Below are 17,560 nucleotides of genomic sequence, written 5' to 3'. Positions count from 1 at the left end.
TATTTATATATAAATACTTACCTTTGCTTGTCATTTAATACTTGTATATGATGAAAAAAACAGTATTTCTATGGATTAGCAGCATGTTCTTGCTTATGTTTACACTTTCTGCTCAGGAAGTTCCGACTGGTATAGATGTGGCATTTAAGAAAGGAAGTGCTCAAGAACTCGCCAAATATATGGCTGACAAGGTTGATTTGATTGTTCTCAATAAAGCTTCAAATTTCGGCAAATCGCAAGCAGAGAACGCAATGACTACTTTTTTTGCAGAAAATAAGGTCAACGGGTTTACCGTGAATCATCAGGGTAAACGTGATGAATCCAGTTTTATAGTTGGAACTCTAACGACCAGCAATGGCAGTTTTAGAGTGAATTGTTTTCTTAAACGTCTTGAAAATAAATATTTAATTCATCAAATAAGAATAGATAAAACCAATGAATGAGCTAATAGATAAATTGATTGATCTCGCTTTCGCTGAAGATATAGGAGATGGAGATCATACCACACTGTCTTGTATTCCTCCGACTGCTATGGGTAAGTCCAAACTTCTTATTAAAGAAGCAGGTGTGCTGGCTGGAATAGAAATAGCAAAAGAGATTTTTCATCGCTTCGATCCGGAAATGAAGGTAGAAGTATTTATCAATGATGGTGCTGAAGTAAAACCGGGAGACATAGCTATGGTCGTGGAAGGTAAAGTGCAGTCTCTGCTACAAACCGAACGCTTGATGCTCAACGTAATGCAACGCATGAGTGGCATCGCTACTATGACTCGCCGTTATGTGAAACAACTCGAAGGAACGAATACTCGTGTACTTGATACCCGCAAGACTACTCCGGGTTTGCGCATGCTCGAAAAGGCTGCTGTCAAGATTGGAGGAGGTGTAAATCACCGTATTGGTCTTTTCGATATGATTCTGCTGAAAGATAATCATGTGGATTTTGCCGGTGGCATAGATAAAGCCATCTCTCGTGCCAAAGACTACTGTAAGCAGAAAGGTAAAGACCTGAAAATAGAAATTGAGGTGAGAAACTTTGATGAGCTGAATCAGGTGCTTGCTATTGGTGGAGTAGATCGCATCATGCTTGATAACTTCACTCCTGTAAACACTAAAAAAGCAGTGGAAATGATTGGCGGACACTATGAAACTGAATCTTCGGGGGGCATCACTTTCGATACATTGCGTGATTATGCTGTGTGTGGAGTGGATTACATCTCCGTGGGTGCACTCACTCACTCGGTGAAAGGTCTTGATATGAGTTTTAAGGCTTGTTGATTTAATATTCTTTAATACTTTTCTTTGCAGCATTCATTTAGTCACTGCGTCTAATTTACAAACGACGCAGACATACGACTGGTAAAAAGCACTTAAGTTGGAAAATGAGATAGAACTAATTAAAGGTTGTAGGGCGGGAAACAACCTGGCTCGCAAGCAACTTTACACCCTCTATTCCAATAAAATGCTAGCGGTGTGTTACCGCTATACCGGCGATATGGATGCAGCTCACGATGTATTACACGATGCTTTCATTAAGATATTTACCGGATTTTCTTTCCGGGGTGAAGCATCGCTTGGTACATGGATAACTAAGGTGATGATAACTCAAGCAATCGATTATCTGCGGAAGCAGAAACGTATAAGTCGAACGATTGTACACGAAGAGGAAATCCCTGATATCCCTGATCTTCCAGAGAAGGACAATGCTAGTCAAATAACGGAAGAACAGCTGATGGCTTTTGTAGCTGAGCTGCCTGATGGTTGCCGCACGGTTTTCAACTTGTTCGTTTTCGACGAGAAATCGCACAAAGAGATAGCAGAGATGCTTCATATAAAGGAGCATTCATCTACCTCACAGTTGCACCGAGCCAAGTGTTTGCTGGCAAAAAGAATTAAAGAATATTTGAATCATGAAGAAAGAAAATGATGAATTAACTGAATTGTTTCGCTCACGGCTGGCACATGCTGAAATGCCGGTGAGAGATCATTTCTGGGAGGAATTAGAGAAGGATATTCCGGTGGCTGTTCATCGTCGTCGGTTATATCTTTATCGTTTCACTGCAGCTGCTTCTGTACTGCTTGTGCTTATGGCTTCGTCGGCTGCTTTTTGGTTCTTCTCACCCAAAGAAGAGATTGCTGATGCTTTTACTAAAGTAGAGATCTCTGCCGGAGCTGAGGGTCAACTGAATGCGGATGTTGTGAGAGACCACTTACCTCCTATACATACAGCGTCAGTCTTACCAAAACCTGCTCCTCGTTCGTTTGGAATCTTAGCATCACCCGATAATAATAGTGAAGAAGGACAGAATGACTCAACCGTTTCTATAACAGTTTCCATGTCGTTCTCTATTTCTTCATCTTCTTCCTATACTTCTCGTAATAAACAGCGAACTCAACAACAACAGCAAACTGCGATGGCTTCTAGTGAGAGCACAGAAGATCCATCTACTTTTACTGATGTGAAACCTTCTAAAACGAGAAACTCTAATAAAGAAAAAGAATCTTCTTGGGCTGTGAAGGCGGGTGCCGGACTTTCATTGGCTGCTGCCGACAATCTGCGTCTTCCTGTTGCTGCAAGCGTTACGATAGAAAAACAAATCACTAAGCGCTTCTCTGTAGAATCCGGACTCGCTTACTCTTGCGAGCAAAGTCCCGAAAATGGCAATATGCATTATTTGGGTATTCCTGTTAAAGTGAACCTTCTGATAGCAAACAATCGTAAGTTGGATGTATATGCCTCCTTGGGAGGATTACTAGATAAGTGTGTGGCTGGCGCTCCACGGAATGATTTCAATAGCGAGCCTATTCAACTATCTCTAACTGCAGGCTTAGGAGTGCGATATAAAATCAGCGATAAATTTGCTTTATTTGCCGAACCTGGTATTGCTCATCACTTTAGCCCTGATTCAGACTGGGAAACTGCACGTTCTCGTAAATCTACCAACCTAAATCTGCTTTGCGGAGTGAGGATGACTTATTAATCAACGTATTATCAAAAACACAAAAGTATGAAAAAAACTTTATTTGTGATGCTGACAGTACTGTTGGCAATGTCATGCACAAGCTGCAATGAAGAAGCGGTAGATTATAACAATCCCGACGTGGACCTTTTTGTAAAGCAACTTAAGGACGGAACATATAAAACTAAAGGCCCTGAAGGATATGTTGAAGTGCCTCGGTTTACTAAGGAAGATATTCCTGAATTGTTGAGCTACTCAGAAGACCTTACTGTTATCCCTTCATTTCCATTACCGCCCGTCTCTGTGTATTTTGGTTCCAAAGTTCGTTTGGGAGAATGCATGTTGTGGATCGTAGAGAGTATTCGGTTGGGACAATATGCTTCTTTAGGGTGTAAAATGGTGCGAGCTGATGCTCTAAACTATGAAGGAATTTATTTCCTTTCCGACCAAGAAGTGCATGATGCTGCAAAGCGTTATCGTTACTGGTGGGAGAATGTTCGATATCCAAAAACAGAGTGGTCAGTAAGCCCCTGTTTTGACGACCCTCTTTGTGGAAGTGGGTATCGTTGGTGGTAAACTAATGATGATGTAAATGACAAAACGCATATTTCTCTTTTTACTTCTTAGTTCATTTTATCTGTTCGCACAAGCACAATGGACCAAGAAGGATTCAATCAATTTGCATCGTTTGCTGGAAAGCGATGGAGAAATTAAACTCAATCCGAATGTCTTAAAACAATTAAAGATAGGGAAGGTGATAGGTGTGCCTCTATATATAGATGATGAATCCGCTCTCAAGGCTAATGAAGCTCTTCCGTCTGCCTTGCCCGAGAAAAAGAAAATGATGCTAACGTTGATGCCTTATAGTGCCAACACAAAGTTTAATTATGACCCTGTTTATAAGAAGAGTATTAGTGTGAAAGAAAACACTTATAAATCAAATCCGTTTGAGATGTTGTACTCACTAACTATTCCTTCCAATTGGGCTAAACATCCTCTTGATGGTGGTTATCGCAGGTCGCTTGAAGAGATAGAAGCGACTGGGTTGCGCTATAATCCTTTGGCTGCTCGGGCCAATAACATGGCAGTGGGTGCATGGGAGGGTACTGGTGCCTCAGGTTATGATTTTAGTAAACCTTTTACGAAAGAGTTTTGGGATAAGAAGGGGCGAAAACGTCGTGCTCGTACGCTTGATGTGTTGAACCAGTATGGTGATTCCACAACAGTCTTCTTTCGTGATGGTGTGCCGGGAAATAAGGTTCGTTAATATTTGGTTGTTCTGTGTCTGTGCTTTACTTTTGTAACTCATTTAAAAGAATAGCGCTATGAATAGAATATCTTCTCTTTTTGGTATCCAATATCCTATAATACAAGCAGGAATGGTGTGGTGCAGTGGCTGGAAATTAGCTTCAGCAGTGAGTAATGCCGGTGGACTTGGTTTGATTGGTTCCGGTTCTATGCATCCTGAAGTATTGCGTGAGCATATTCGCAAATGCAAGGCTGCTACGGATAAACCTTTCGGAGTAAACATCCCATTGATGTATCCCCAAATAGACGAAATAATGAATATTATTGCCGATGAAGGGGTGAAAATAGTCTTTACCTCTGCCGGAAATCCTAAGACATGGACTTCTTGGCTCAAAGAACGCGGTATTATTGTTGCCCATGTGGTTTCATCTGCTAAGTTTGCTGCGAAGTGTGAGGCTGCGGGAGTAGATGCCATTGTAGCCGAAGGATTTGAAGCCGGTGGGCACAACGGTAGAGAAGAGACAACCACTCTTTGTTTGATACCTTCTGTAAGGAAAGCAACTACTTTGCCTTTGATTGCTGCCGGTGGTATTGCTACTGGCGAGGCTATTTTTGCTGTCTCTGTGCTTGGAGCCGAAGGTGCGCAAATAGGAACACGTTTTGCTCTCACTACAGAGAGTTCTGCAAGTGACGCTTTTAAAGAATACTGTCTAAAGTTGGATGAAGGTGATACTAAGTTACATCTTAAAAAACTAGCACCTACTCGTTTGGTAAAGAACGCTTTTCGTGATGCAGTAGAAGAAGCTGAAAATCGTGGAGCGTCAGCTGAAGAATTACGAGAGATTCTAGGAAAGGGTCGTGCCAAAAAAGGAATCTTTGAAGGAGAGATTGATGAAGGTGAGTTAGAGATTGGTCAAATCGCCTCTTTGTTTAGCAAGATTGAAACAGTTGATGAGGTTATGCACGAACTAGTGGATACTTATCAGATAGCAGTGGCTAAATCATACTTGTGGTAGGCGTAAAATCGTTCCCAGTCATAGCATCTTGATAGATAAGACATTGTGATATAAAAAATAGAGGATGGTCAGTTTTTGACACACCCTCTATTTTTTTTAAGGACCCTTCAATTCGAACTACAAGGTAATTGGTTCGTATTTCAAGCCATAGATATCTGCTACAGCTTTGAAAGTAACTTTTCCTTCTACAATATTTAGTCCGGCTGCAAGTGCAGCATCTTCTTTGCAGGCAGTTTTCCATCCTTTTTCAGCTAATGCCATAGCATAAGGCAGTGAAGCATTGGTCAATGCAAGTGTTGAAGTATAAGGCACAGCTCCAGGAATGTTTGCTACGGCATAATGTACTATTCCGTCTACTACGTAAATAGGTTCGCTATGGCTTGTAGCGTGTGATGTTTCAAAGCAACCACCCTGATCGATAGCTACGTCGACCATTACAGTACCCGGTTGCATCAGTTTCAACATTTCCTTAGTAATAAGGTGTGGAGCTTTGTCGCCCGGAATAAGCACAGATCCTACAACAAGATTCGTTGAAGGTAGTTCGGCCTTAATGTTGTGCTCAGAAGAATAAAGCGTTTTCACGTTCTTAGGTAACACTTCGCTTAGATAGCGCAAACGTGGAAGAGAAATGTCGGTGACTGTAACATCAGCTCCGGCTCCCGCAGCCAACATGGCAGCATGTGTACCCACTACACCCCCACCTAGAATTAGCACTTTTGCCGGTCTTACTCCCGGTACTCCTCCTAGGAGAATACCTTTTCCACCTTGTGGCTTCTCAAGAAAGCGCGCACCCTCTTGTACGGCCATGCGTCCTGCTACTTCACTCATCGGAATAAGTAAAGGCAATGATCCATCGGCCTTCTTGACTGTCTCATAAGCTAGGCAGATGGCGTCACTAGCAATCATGGCATGCGTTAGTTCTTCGTCTGAAGCAAAATGAAAGTAAGTGAACAGCAATTGACCTTTCTTGATGAGCTTGTACTCAGGTGCAATAGGTTCTTTTACTTTAACGATCATTTCGGCAGTTGCATATACCTCTTCAATAGTGGGGAGTATGGTTGCTCCGGCTGCCACATATTCTTCATCGGTAAATCCACTTCCTTCACCAGCTGTGTGCTGTACATACATTGTGTGGCCTTTCTTGGCCATTTCACGAACTCCGGCAGGTGTCATACCTACTCGATTCTCATTGTTTTTGATTTCTTTTGGGATTCCAATTATCATAATGATTTGATTTGGGGGTTAAAGATGGCGCAAGATAGTGATATTCTATATTTGTTGTTATTCTGTCATTCTGTTTTTTGATCAAAGTGTTATAAATATTTCGATTTGGTAGATATGGTGCCCGTTTTGTTTTAAAATGTAGGTTTATTGGCTTTCGAATTGACTATATATATGTTTATTGTCTTTCTAAATTATAATTCATAATGGGTTATTTGGGTTAATATGATACTGATTCTATCTTTATTCCTTCTTTATGTTTGTTTTATCCTGATTTTATTTTTGTATTATCTATATGTTTACTACTTTTGCGGTCGATTTATAAAAATGGAATAGATACGCTTTAATATGTGTCAAAATGAAATTGAATAAGCAATATAACCAATAAAAGTAGTATTAGATGAAGAAGCGTTGGATTATTCTGATGACCCTTATGGTCATCATTAGTATTATTGGAGTCTTTACTCCTGAGTCGGCCGATTTGTGGGAACCAGATGCAAAAGTGAACTATGCTGATGTGGCTTGGATGATAACTGCCACTATCTTTGTATTAATGATGACTCCCGGCCTCTCATTGTTTTATGGGGGGATGGTTCGCCAGAAGAATGTAATCTCCACCATTCTGCAGAGTTTTATTGCCATGGGGGTGATTAGTGTTATTTGGGTTGTGTTTGGATTTAGTCTGGCTTTTGGCGATGATATAGGCAGCTTTGTTGGCAATCCCGCTACTTTCTTTATGTTTAGTGGAGTAGGGGCCAAGACTAATGAACTGTTAGCGCCAACCATTCCACTGGCCCTTTTTGCATTGTTTCAGATGAAGTTTGCCATTATCACTCCTTCTTTGATTACAGGCTCATTTGCTGAGCGCGTTCGCTTCTCTGCATATCTCGTATTTATGATGCTTTTTTGCATTTTTGTTTATTGTCCCTTGGCACACTGGACATGGCATCCCGATGGATTTCTTCGTCAGATGGGAGTTGTCGATTTTGCCGGTGGTATAGTGGTGCATGCTTCTTCGGGTGTGGCGGCGCTGGCTGGTGCCATGTTTCTAGGCAAACGCAATGATCAAAAGGTTTCTCATGCTCCGGCGAATATTCCTTTCGTCATTTTGGGAGCTGCTATGCTTTGGTTGGGATGGTTTGGCTTTAATGCAGGCTCTTCTTTGGCTGCAAATGGCGTTGCTGTGAAAGCTTTCTTAAATACCAATACCGCATCGGCTACGGCTATGTTGGTCTGGGTATTTTTCGACTGTTTGCGTGGACGTAAACCTTCTGCCATGGGAGCTGCTATCGGAGCAGTAGTCGGTCTGGTTGCCATTACTCCTTCGGCTGGTTATGTAACTATAGGGCAGAGTATCTTTATTGCTTTGGTTACTACAATTGTTTGTAACGTTGCCGTTCATTGGAAAAACAAGAATTTTGTAGACGATGCGCTTGATGTTTTTCCTACACATGGTGTCGGTGGTATTTTAGGAACAATTCTGACTGGTGTATTTGTGAATGGTTTGGTAGCCGGACATATCCATGTTTTCTTGGTTCACTTACTTGCTGTGGTAATTGTCTCTGTGTATACTTTTGTGGTAACATACGCTTTGTATTGGCTTACAAACAAGATGATTCCGATGCGTGTTTCTGCAGAGAGTGAGCAAATTGGCTTAGATATCAGTCAACATGATGAGCAATATGGTATTGGATCCGGTGAGCGCGAACTCGCTGAATACTTGGAAGATGAGCCCGAAAAGCATTAAATATTGAACTGGTAGCATGATGAATCAGGTTAATATACTCTTAAAATAGGGCTTTTTAGCGTGGTTTTATTATAATTCAAATGTACTCTTTGGATTAAAATCATTAAGTTTGCAGTTCTGAATTAAAACTGCATTTACATGAAAAAATATATAGTGGCTTTGCTGTTGTTTGGTAGTGTCGAAGGGCATTGCCAAACAAGTGCAGTCACCACTTTCGTTCCTCCTCTTGATATTCCTCTTACACTTAGTGGTAACTTTGGAGAATTACGCCCTAATCATTTTCACGGCGGGCTCGACTTTAAGACGGGCAACGTAATAGGTAAAAAAGTTTTTGCGTTAGCTGATGGTTATATTTCGCGTGTATTGGTTACTCATGGCTCGGGTTGCATGCTTTATGTGCATTATACTAACGGGTATACGACCATTTATCGACATCTTTTAAACTTTGTTTCTTCGATTGCTCAACGTGTTGAGGCTTACCAGTATGAACATGAAACATGGGAGGTTGACTTTACGCTTGATCCGACGGAGTATCCTGTACATGCTGGGCAGCAAATAGCTTGGAGCGGAAACTCCGGTTACTCTTTTGGACCTCATCTACACGTTGATTTGATTGAAGATGCTACGGGTGATCGAGTTGATCCGATTCCTTTCTTCAAAAATTATATAAAAGATAATCGTGCACCGCAGGCTAGTGGAATCATCCTTTTCCCCCAGCTAGGTAGAGGAGTGGTTGAAGGCAGGCAGCAGAAAAAACGAATTATGCCCAATGTTTTGCGTCCCATTGAAGCATGGGGATGGATCGGATCGGCAATTAGAGCATACGACTATATGCCGGGTACATCCAATCGCTATGGGGTGTACTCCGTTGTGCTTACTGTAGACGGGAAAGAGACCTTTCGCAGTACGGTAGATCGTTACTCGGCCGATGAAAACCGCATGGTTAATTCGTGGGTATATGGAGACTACATGAAATCTTTCATTGATCCCGGTAATACGCTTCGGATGCTTCGTGCCGGAAATGAAACGAGAGGATTAATCGATATTAATGAAGAACGAGACTATCACTTTGTGTACGAGCTGAAAGATTTCTATGGCAATACTTCTCGCTGTCGTTTTGTTGTTCATGGTAAACGCCAAACGATTGATCCGTTGGTGCATCGTGAAAAGTATCTCTTTGCCTGGGATAAAATGAATTATTTGCAGGAACCGGGAATGACCCTCATCATACCCAAAGGAACATTGTATGAAGACCTGCCTTTGTTTTTCAATGTTCGTGCTGACTCCGGCGCTGTGGCCTATACCTATCAAATAAATGATGAAGCTATTCCACTGCACTCGGCTTGTGAACTTTCCATAGGCGTTCGTCGCAAGATGGTAAGTGATACCGCTAAATATTATGTGGCTCGTGTGTCAGGTAGACAGATGTACAGCGTGGGTGGAAAATATGCAAATGGCTTTGTCACAGCTAAGATATTAACTCTGGGTACATATACTGTGGCAATCGATACCATTCCACCGAAAGTTGTTGCGGTAAACAAGAATGCTTGGAACCGTTCAGGTCGAATCGTTTATCATATCAAAGACAGAGAGACAGGTATTCGTTCGTATAGAGGAACTATCGATGGTAAGTATGCTCTCTTTGGCTGGGAAATGATGACCGACAGATTGATCTGTACGATAGATTCACGTCGGGTGAGCCGCATGGGTAAACATAAAGTAGAAGTTACGGTGACGGATAATTGTGGCAATGTGACAGTTATGCGAGACACATTCTAAGAAATAGAAATAATAACAAATAGAATAAATTTATGATGAAGGAACATTTTAGTGAGCAAGGCGGAGCTTTGCCAACAACAGGAAGAGGAACTTTCCTCTTGTGTGCCCTCTTTTTAGTAGCGTTTGTGGCAAAAACATCCGCTTGTACCAATTTAATCGTAGGAAAGAGTGCCTCGGCAGACGGATCTACCATTGTTTCATATTCTGCCGATTCATACGGATTGTTTGGTGAACTTTATCATTATCCGGCGGCAACTTACCCCAAAGGTGCAATGCTCAATGTTTTTGAGTGGGATACTAATAAGTACTTAGGTCAGATAGAACAAGCCAAGCAGACCTATAATGTAATTGGTAACATGAACGAATTTCAGGTAACTATTGGCGAAACAACTTTTGGCGGACGTCCAGAATTGGTTGATAGTACAGCAATTATTGATTATGGTAGTTTGATATACATTGGCTTGCAACGCTCTCGTTCAGCTCGCGAAGCCGTTAAGATCATGACAGACCTTGTGAAGCAATACGGATACTATAGTAGTGGAGAATCATTCACAATTGCCGACCCCAATGAGGTCTGGATCATGGAGATGATTGGCAAAGGACCGGGCATTCGTGGCGCTGTTTGGGTAGCTGTTCGTGTGCCTGATGATTGTATCTCTGCACACGCCAACCAATCACGTATTCATAAGTTCAATATGGATGATAAGGAGAATTGTGTCTATTCTTCGGACGTCATTTCGTTTGCTCGTGAAAAAGGATATTTCAATGGCATCAACAAAGATTTTAGTTTTGCGGATGCTTATGCGCCGCTTGACTTTGGCGCTCGCCGTTTCTGTGAAGCTCGCGTATGGAGCTATTTCAACATGTTTACCGATCAGGGGGCAGCCTTTCTTCCTTATGTACAAGGAAAAAATAATGATCCTATGCCGTTGTTTGTGAAACCGAATCGTAAGATCTCCGTTCAAGATGTAAAAAATGCCATGCGTAACCATTATGAAGGTACCGCACTCGACATTTCAAATGACTTCGGAGCCGGTCCTTATAAAACCCCTTACCGCCTTTCACCGCTAACTTTCAAAGTGGGAGATCAGGAGTATTTCAATGAACGTCCCATCTCTACTCAGCAGACAGGCTTTGTGTTTGTTGCTCAGATGCGAGCAGACAAACCCGATGCGATTGGTGGAGTACTTTGGTTTGGTGTTGATGATGCCAACATGACTGTCTTTACTCCTGTATATTGTTGCACAGATACAGTTCCGGCTTGTTATGCACGCAATGGTGCCGATTATATCACTTTCTCGTGGAATTCTTCTTTCTGGATCTTTAACTGGGTAGCCAACATGGTTTACCCGCGTTATAGCTTAATGATAGATGATGTACGTGCTACGCAGAAAGAACTTGAAACATTTTTGAATCAATCACAAGAAGGAGTTGAAGCTACGGCCGCCAAAATGTATGAGAAAAACCCTGCCGAAGCAAAAGCTTTTCTGACCAAATATACCGCTATTACTGCTCAAAACACCTTCAATGTATGGAAACATCTGGGAGAATTCCTTATTGTGAAGTACAACGATGGCGTGGTGAAACGTGTTAAGAATGGCCAATTTGAACGTAATTCCATCGGTCAACCGGCCGGAGTGCTTCGCCCAGGCTATCCCAAAGAGTTTCTCGAAGAATATGTGAAGCAAACAGGTGAAAGATACAAGGTTACAAATTAGGATTTATAAACTTATCCTTTTACATTTGTAAACTAGTGAGTGAGAATCAACAGTCAATAACTAATTATAAAATAAGAACTTCATGGAAAATCAGGAATTAATCCAACAAGTTACGGAAAAAGCCTCCAAGTGGCTTACTCCGGCTTATGATGCTGAAGCCCAGGCTGAAGTAAAACGAATGCTTGATAGCGAAGATAAAACCGAATTAATCGAATCTTTCTATAGGGATTTGGAGTTTGGAACCGGTGGTTTGCGCGGCATAATGGGCGTTGGTAGTAACCGTATGAACATTTATACTGTAGGTGCTGCTACGCAAGGACTTTCTAATTATCTGAACAATAGTTTTAAAGAGCTGAAACAGATTTCTGTAGTGATAGGACACGATTGCCGTAACAATAGCCGTAAGTTTGCTGAGATATCGGCAAACATCTTCTCGGCAAACGGCATCAAAGTTTATCTTTTTGAAGCCCTTCGTCCTACTCCTGAAATATCGTTCGCTATTCGTCAGTTTGGCTGCCAGAGCGGAATTATCCTCACTGCCTCACACAATCCAAAAGAATATAACGGTTACAAAGCTTACTGGGATGATGGAGCACAAGTATTGGCTCCTCACGATACAGGCATCATCAGTGAAGTAGAGAAAATAGCTTCAGCGGCTGATATTAAATTCGTTGGTAATCCTGAATTGATTGAAATTATTGGAGAGGCAGTAGATAGCGCTTTCATCGAACAAGTGAAGACGGTCTCTATTGATCCTGAAGTGATTAAGCGTCATCACGATATGAAGATTGTATATACTCCTATTCATGGTACAGGCATTACGCTTATTCCTCGTGCATTGAAATCATGGGGCTTCACTAATATCATCGATGTACCTGAGCAAAATGTGATTAGCGGTGACTTCCCTACAGTGAAATCGCCTAATCCTGAAGAACCTGCTGCTCTTTCTATGGCTATTGAGAAAGCCAAGGAAATGGATGCCGAATTGGTAATGGCTAGTGATCCAGATGCCGATCGTGTAGGTATCTCTTGTAAAAATGATAAAGGAGAATGGGTACTGATTAATGGAAACCAGACTTGCTTGATGTACTTGTATTACATCCTTACTCAATACAGCGCTTTAGGCAAAATAAAAGGCAACGAATTTTGTGTAAAGACCATTGTTACTACAGAGCTAATCAAAAAGATAGCCGATAAGAATAACATTGAGATGCTCGATTGCTATACCGGATTCAAATGGATTGCCCGTGAAATTCGTTTGAATGAAGGAGTGAAGAAGTATATCGGTGGTGGCGAAGAAAGCTATGGCTTCCTGGCCGAAGATTTTGTGCGCGATAAAGATGCCGTATCAGCTTGCTGTCTCATAGCTGAGATCGCTGCATGGGCTAAAGATAATGGCAAAACCTTATATCAATTGCTACAAGATATCTACGTTGAATATGGCTTCTCAAAAGAGAAAGGTATTAGTGTAGTGAAGAAAGGTAAGAGTGGTGCAGAAGAGATTAAGCAGATGATGACTGACTTCCGTAACAATCCACCTAAAGAGATGGCCGGTTCTAAGATTGTCTTAGTGAAAGATTACCAGACCTTGAAGCAAACAGATGCTGCGGGTAATGTAACCGACTTGGATATGCCTGATACATCCAACGTGCTTCAATACTTCACCGAAGATGGCAGTAAGGTTTCTGTTCGTCCATCGGGCACGGAACCAAAGATTAAGTTTTACGTTGAAGTAAAAGGCGAAATGGGCTGTCGCAACTGCTATACAGGTGCTGATGCCGCTGCCGATGAAAAGATTCAAGCAGTGATGAAGTCGCTTGGTATTTAATTAGAATAAGATTTTTCTATAATAAAAGGAGGCCCTAATAAGCCTCCTTTTTATGTTTGCAATAAAGTGATATTGTTAAATTTTAGTACTATGGACTAATACCCGCTACAAGCCTTGTGAGCAGGGTTTGCTGAACTAACTAGATCAGCGCGGTTAATTAACTAGTTCACCGTGGTTAATTAACTAGTTCACCATGCTGAAGTAGTTAACTCTGCTAGACTTTCTGATTATGTAAATAATAAAGATTGTATCGCTGCCAAATAGACTATCCAACCCACCAATCGATCATTTTACGAGCTAAGCTCAACTTTCGAGGTATTTCGGGTAAGTTGTCTTTCGTGTAAAACGCACCTTCACTTAACTCTTCCTCTTGTAAGACTATTTCTCCACTCTCATAATCAGCAATGAAGCCCACCATTAATCCACTAGGGTATGGCCATGCCTGATTGCCGAAGTAAGTGATGTTTTTCACTTTCAGGCCTGTCTCTTCCAGTACTTCACGTGCTACGCACTCCTCTAATGTTTCTCCTGTCTCCAAAAATCCTGCTACAAGGCTCTTGAATGTGCCTCGAAAGTTGCGGGCATGCACCAATAAGATAGAATCTTCTTTGCGTACCAATGCCAGAATGGCTGTAGATATGGCAGGATAAAGCTCGTTCCCACAGTTGGGGCATTTTTTCATTATAGGCTCCCTCTTTTCTGTAGGAGTGCCGCAAGCCGGACAGAAATTACTATTTTTGTCCCAGTGCAATATCTCGTGCGCTTTGCCAGCTATTTGATATTGTGAATAGGGTAGATACTCATACGAGGCACGCAGTCCGGTCATGAGATACTGTTCGGTTTCATCAATCTCACGATCAATAGAGAATGCTTTGCAGAGTACTCCTTTTGGTGTGGTGATATCGTGTATGATGGTGTTACTTTCCGGTGTAATAGGAGGTTGTTCTCCCCACGGAAGAGTATACGCGTCTTTCTGTTTCTCAAGTAGCAGTTGGTCATTGAAGAAGACCAACCATTGAATTTCTCCGATTGCTGATTCCATTTTTCTGAGATTTTGAATAATCTGCGGCAAAGTTAGGAATAAAAAATGAATGCTGTGAAAAATGTTAGTTGTAAATAAGAGTACTTTTATGATGGGCTTACGCATGAATGGAAGTATCCTTTTAATCATACTTAAAACGATTGGCAAATACAGCAAAAGTTTTAAGTATAAATAAAAAATGGGATGTTTAATCATCTAATTATTATTATTCTCTATACATCACATTTGGGCTTTGGTAGGCATGTCAGTCGAGTAATTTGGCAAGAGCAAATTAAAATAGTGACTACCATATCTTTAAGAATATTGTTATTAATATTATCTTTGTATGCATAGATAATAAGGAGTGTATCGGATATTTCATAAATCTATAACATAACGTTCACTTGCCGATAAGGATTAAATGTCAATGGATAAAAAAGAGAAAATTCAAATCAATAATATCCCAGCTATCATATATGGTTCCGATTCAGATAAACTATACTTGTATGTACACGGTAAACATTCTAGAAAAGAAGAAGCCGAACATTTTGCAAGCATAGCAGAAAAATCCGGTTGTCAGGTCATTAGTTTTGATTTACCGGAACATGGAGAACGCGGAGCGGAAGAATATTCATGTACGGTTCAAAATGGTATGTACGATTTAAATGAGGTCTATTCGTTCGTTAAAGACAAATATAATAGTATCTCTTTATATGCGTGTAGTTTAGGTGCTTATTTTAGCTTGTTGATTTATCAAAATATAACGTTTGATAGATGCCTTTTCCTTTCTCCAATTTTGGATATGGAGCGATTGATTCAAAATATGATGAAATGGTCGAACATAACAGAGAAAGAATTGAAAGAGAAGGGAGAGTGTGAAACTTCTTTTGGAGAAACCCTGTCGTGGGATTATTATGAATACGTCAGAAATAATCCGATTAAAAGGTGGAATAGCCCCACATTTATCTTGTATGGCGAAAATGATAATATGACAGACAGAAGCGTTCTCGACTCGTTTGCTAGTAGAAATAATTGCATTGTGGATATTATGCCGGATGGAGAGCATTACTTTCATACAAAAGAGCATCTGGATTATCTGAATAATTGGTTAGAAAAAACACTATAAAATAAATAGAATGAGCAAGAAAGAAGTGATTTTTGTACTTTTAAACGAGTTTGCAGACTGGGAAGGAGCCTATATTGCAGCCAGCTTGAATCAGGGCGCTAAACCCGGAAACCCAATTAACTATACAGTAAAGACTTTGTCTGTTACAAAGTCCCCTGTTGTGTCGATAGGCGGATTCAAAGTATTACCTGACTATGATTTGAGTGATATGCCTGCCGATTATGCCGGTTTGATATTGATTGGCGGAATGAGTTGGTTCTCGCCTGAAGCCGAGCAAATTGTTCCGCTTGTCGAGAAAGCAGTAAAAGAGAACAAATTGGTTGCCGGAATATGTAATGCTTCGGTATTTCTCGGTATGAACGGATACCTCAATAATGTAAAGCATACAAGCAATGGTCTTGATTACATAAAGCAGTATGCAGGCAATAAATATACAGGCGAAGCTAATTATATCAACGAGCAAGCCGTAAGAGACGGGAATATTGTTACTGCTAACGGAGCTGCTCCATTGGAGTTTTGCCGTGAAATTCTATATGCATTAGAAGCAGATACTCCAGAAATAATTGAAGAAAATTATCAGTTTTTTAAAAACGGACTTTCTCCGAAGTAACATTTTAACGGATCATAAAGCAGAGAGATCAAGGCCATTGATATCGGCTTTTAACCATTATAGTTAATCCTAATACGTCAAATGACTTTACCGAGTGGCTTACATATATTTTTCCTTAATTAAAAGACATTGAGATAAAAATAGTAATTTTGCACAAAATACAAAAAAATGAACTTTGAATCGTTAGTCAATCATATAAGTTCCATTCAAGAAACTCTGCAAGCACAAGCCGTACATTCTGTAAACCTTGCATTAACTTCCCGTAATTGGTTAATGGGGTGTTATATTGTTGAGTTTGAACAACGTGGTGAAGACCGCGCTACCTATGGCGAACAACTTTTAATGAAGTTGGAGAAGCGGCTAAATGCTAAAGGGCTGAATGAACGTCGATTCCGGGAATTCAGACGCTTGTATCTTGTTTATCCGCAGCTAAAAGAAGAGGTTTTGGACTATGTCATGTCGGGTTCGGAGATTCGGCACTCGGTAAGTGCCGAATTCACTGCACCAATTTGGCACTTGCCGAATGCCGAATTACAAACAGGTGATATAGAATATGACAGCATACATATTTCAGCAAATAAGATTTTCAACAGATTGCCTTACACCCATCTCAAGAAGATTTCCAAGATAGAAAATTCAGTCAAACGAGCCTTCTATGAGATGGAAACCATAAGGGGATGCTGGACTGTAAAAGAACTGGATCGGCAGATTGATTCATTATATTACGAACGTAGTGGATTATCCAAGAACAAAGAAGCTCTTTCGGCATTAGTCCAGCAACAGGCTGTTCAACTACATCCTGTGGATGTGATAAACACTCCTGTAACTTTAGAGTTTTTAGGGCTTAATGAACGAGCCTTAGTTACAGAAGACGATTTAGAGCAATCTATTCTTGATAACTTGCAACACTTCTTACTGGAAATGGGGCATGGTTTCTGTTTTGAAGCACGTCAGAGACGTATTTTAATAGATGATGATTATTTCTTTGCCGACCTTGTTTTCTATCACAGAATCTTGAAATGCCATGTTATTGTGGAATTGAAGATGGGCAAATTCCGCCATGAATATGCCTCCCAGTTAAATCTATATCTCAACTATTACAAGACTGAAATCATGCAGCCCGATGATAATTTACCTATCGGCATTCTTCTCTGCACAGAAAAAGGAGATACATTAGTGAAATATGCTACGGCAGGATTAGATCCGAACATATTCGTACAGAAGTATATGGTCGATCTTCCATCGGAAGAGGAAATAAAGAGATTCATTGCTAAGGAAATAGGATGATA

The 17,560-nt window shown here is 40.8% G+C and carries 16 protein-coding genes; 14 read left to right on the top strand and 2 right to left on the bottom strand.

What is annotated here, in order from left to right; translation table 11 throughout:
* The first annotated feature begins 50 nt into the window (after positions 1 to 50).
* The 7 genes from BQ5338_RS03180 (at position 51) to BQ5338_RS03150 (ending at position 5,221) form a co-directional block, all read left to right on the top strand.
* Entirely contained in the window at positions 51 to 443 is a 393-nt protein-coding gene (locus BQ5338_RS03180) for a DUF4783 domain-containing protein (RefSeq protein WP_071145853.1), read from the top strand.
* Complete coding sequence (nadC, locus tag BQ5338_RS03175; RefSeq protein ID WP_071145357.1) at positions 436 to 1,275, top strand: carboxylating nicotinate-nucleotide diphosphorylase; 840 nt, start codon at positions 436 to 438, stop codon at positions 1,273 to 1,275. Before BQ5338_RS03180 ends, nadC begins: the two co-directional genes overlap by 8 nt.
* A 97-nt stretch (positions 1,276 to 1,372) precedes the next feature.
* The gene (locus BQ5338_RS03170; protein ID WP_071145356.1) at positions 1,373 to 1,924 is read left to right on the top strand and encodes an RNA polymerase sigma factor; all 552 of its coding nucleotides are present in this window, start codon (positions 1,373 to 1,375) and stop codon (positions 1,922 to 1,924) included.
* Positions 1,908 to 2,978 carry a porin family protein gene (locus tag BQ5338_RS03165; protein ID WP_071145355.1) on the top strand — a complete coding sequence of 357 codons (1,071 nt, stop codon included), beginning with the start codon at positions 1,908 to 1,910 and terminating at the stop codon, positions 2,976 to 2,978. Before BQ5338_RS03170 ends, BQ5338_RS03165 begins: the two co-directional genes overlap by 17 nt.
* Before the next feature lie 27 nt (positions 2,979 to 3,005).
* Positions 3,006 to 3,533, top strand: coding sequence for a DUF4943 family protein (locus BQ5338_RS03160; RefSeq protein ID WP_071145354.1), 528 nt, complete (start codon positions 3,006 to 3,008; stop codon positions 3,531 to 3,533).
* Between the two features lie 16 nt (positions 3,534 to 3,549).
* Positions 3,550 to 4,224: a DUF4858 domain-containing protein gene (locus BQ5338_RS03155; protein ID WP_071145353.1), complete on the top strand. Its 675-nt coding sequence runs from the start codon at positions 3,550 to 3,552 to the stop codon at positions 4,222 to 4,224.
* A 58-nt stretch (positions 4,225 to 4,282) separates the two neighbouring features.
* The gene (locus tag BQ5338_RS03150; RefSeq protein ID WP_071145352.1) at positions 4,283 to 5,221 is read left to right on the top strand and encodes an NAD(P)H-dependent flavin oxidoreductase; all 939 of its coding nucleotides are present in this window, start codon (positions 4,283 to 4,285) and stop codon (positions 5,219 to 5,221) included.
* A gap of 117 nt (positions 5,222 to 5,338) precedes the next feature.
* Here the strand turns inward: BQ5338_RS03150 and ald are convergent, their stop codons facing one another.
* Entirely contained in the window at positions 5,339 to 6,445 is a 1,107-nt protein-coding gene (ald, locus tag BQ5338_RS03145; protein WP_071145351.1) for an alanine dehydrogenase, read from the bottom strand.
* Positions 6,446 to 6,842: 397 nt separating this feature from the next.
* On the opposite strand from ald, the gene BQ5338_RS03140 reads away from it, so the two are divergent.
* The 4 genes from BQ5338_RS03140 to BQ5338_RS03125 all read left to right on the top strand — a co-directional run bounded on the left by BQ5338_RS03140 (position 6,843) and on the right by BQ5338_RS03125 (position 13,514).
* Positions 6,843 to 8,189 (top strand): ammonium transporter, encoded by a 1,347-nt coding sequence (locus BQ5338_RS03140; RefSeq protein ID WP_071145350.1) that lies wholly within the window; start codon positions 6,843 to 6,845, stop codon positions 8,187 to 8,189.
* A gap of 138 nt (positions 8,190 to 8,327) precedes the next feature.
* Positions 8,328 to 9,968 carry a M23 family metallopeptidase gene (locus BQ5338_RS03135; protein ID WP_071145349.1) on the top strand — a complete coding sequence of 547 codons (1,641 nt, stop codon included), beginning with the start codon at positions 8,328 to 8,330 and terminating at the stop codon, positions 9,966 to 9,968.
* 35 nt (positions 9,969 to 10,003) lie between these two features.
* Positions 10,004 to 11,686, top strand: a complete 1,683-nt coding sequence (locus tag BQ5338_RS03130; RefSeq protein WP_071145348.1) for a C69 family dipeptidase — start codon at positions 10,004 to 10,006, stop codon at positions 11,684 to 11,686.
* Between the two features lie 82 nt (positions 11,687 to 11,768).
* Positions 11,769 to 13,514, top strand: a complete 1,746-nt coding sequence (locus BQ5338_RS03125; RefSeq protein WP_071145347.1) for a phospho-sugar mutase — start codon at positions 11,769 to 11,771, stop codon at positions 13,512 to 13,514.
* A gap of 265 nt (positions 13,515 to 13,779) precedes the next feature.
* On the opposite strand, the gene nudC is transcribed toward BQ5338_RS03125, so the two are convergent.
* Positions 13,780 to 14,556 (bottom strand): NAD(+) diphosphatase, encoded by a 777-nt coding sequence (gene nudC / locus BQ5338_RS03120; RefSeq protein WP_071145346.1) that lies wholly within the window; start codon positions 14,554 to 14,556, stop codon positions 13,780 to 13,782.
* Between the two features lie 406 nt (positions 14,557 to 14,962).
* On the opposite strand from nudC, the gene BQ5338_RS03115 reads away from it, so the two are divergent.
* From BQ5338_RS03115 to BQ5338_RS03105, 3 genes are all read left to right on the top strand, one after another.
* On the top strand, positions 14,963 to 15,661 hold the full coding sequence (locus BQ5338_RS03115; protein WP_071145345.1) for an alpha/beta hydrolase: 699 nt from the start codon (positions 14,963 to 14,965) through the stop codon (positions 15,659 to 15,661).
* 10 nt (positions 15,662 to 15,671) lie between these two features.
* Complete coding sequence (locus BQ5338_RS03110; RefSeq protein WP_071145344.1) at positions 15,672 to 16,271, top strand: type 1 glutamine amidotransferase family protein; 600 nt, start codon at positions 15,672 to 15,674, stop codon at positions 16,269 to 16,271.
* Between the two features lie 168 nt (positions 16,272 to 16,439).
* Positions 16,440 to 17,558, top strand: a complete 1,119-nt coding sequence (locus BQ5338_RS03105; RefSeq protein WP_071145343.1) for a PDDEXK nuclease domain-containing protein — start codon at positions 16,440 to 16,442, stop codon at positions 17,556 to 17,558.
* Positions 17,559 to 17,560 lie beyond the last annotated feature (2 nt).

The sequence above is a fragment of the Bacteroides ihuae genome (assembly GCF_900104585.1).
Taxonomy (GTDB): Bacteria; Bacteroidota; Bacteroidia; order Bacteroidales; family Bacteroidaceae; genus Bacteroides; species Bacteroides ihuae.
The sequence above is the reverse complement of the archived record's forward strand: the minus strand, read 5'-3'. Positions and strand labels throughout refer to the sequence as shown.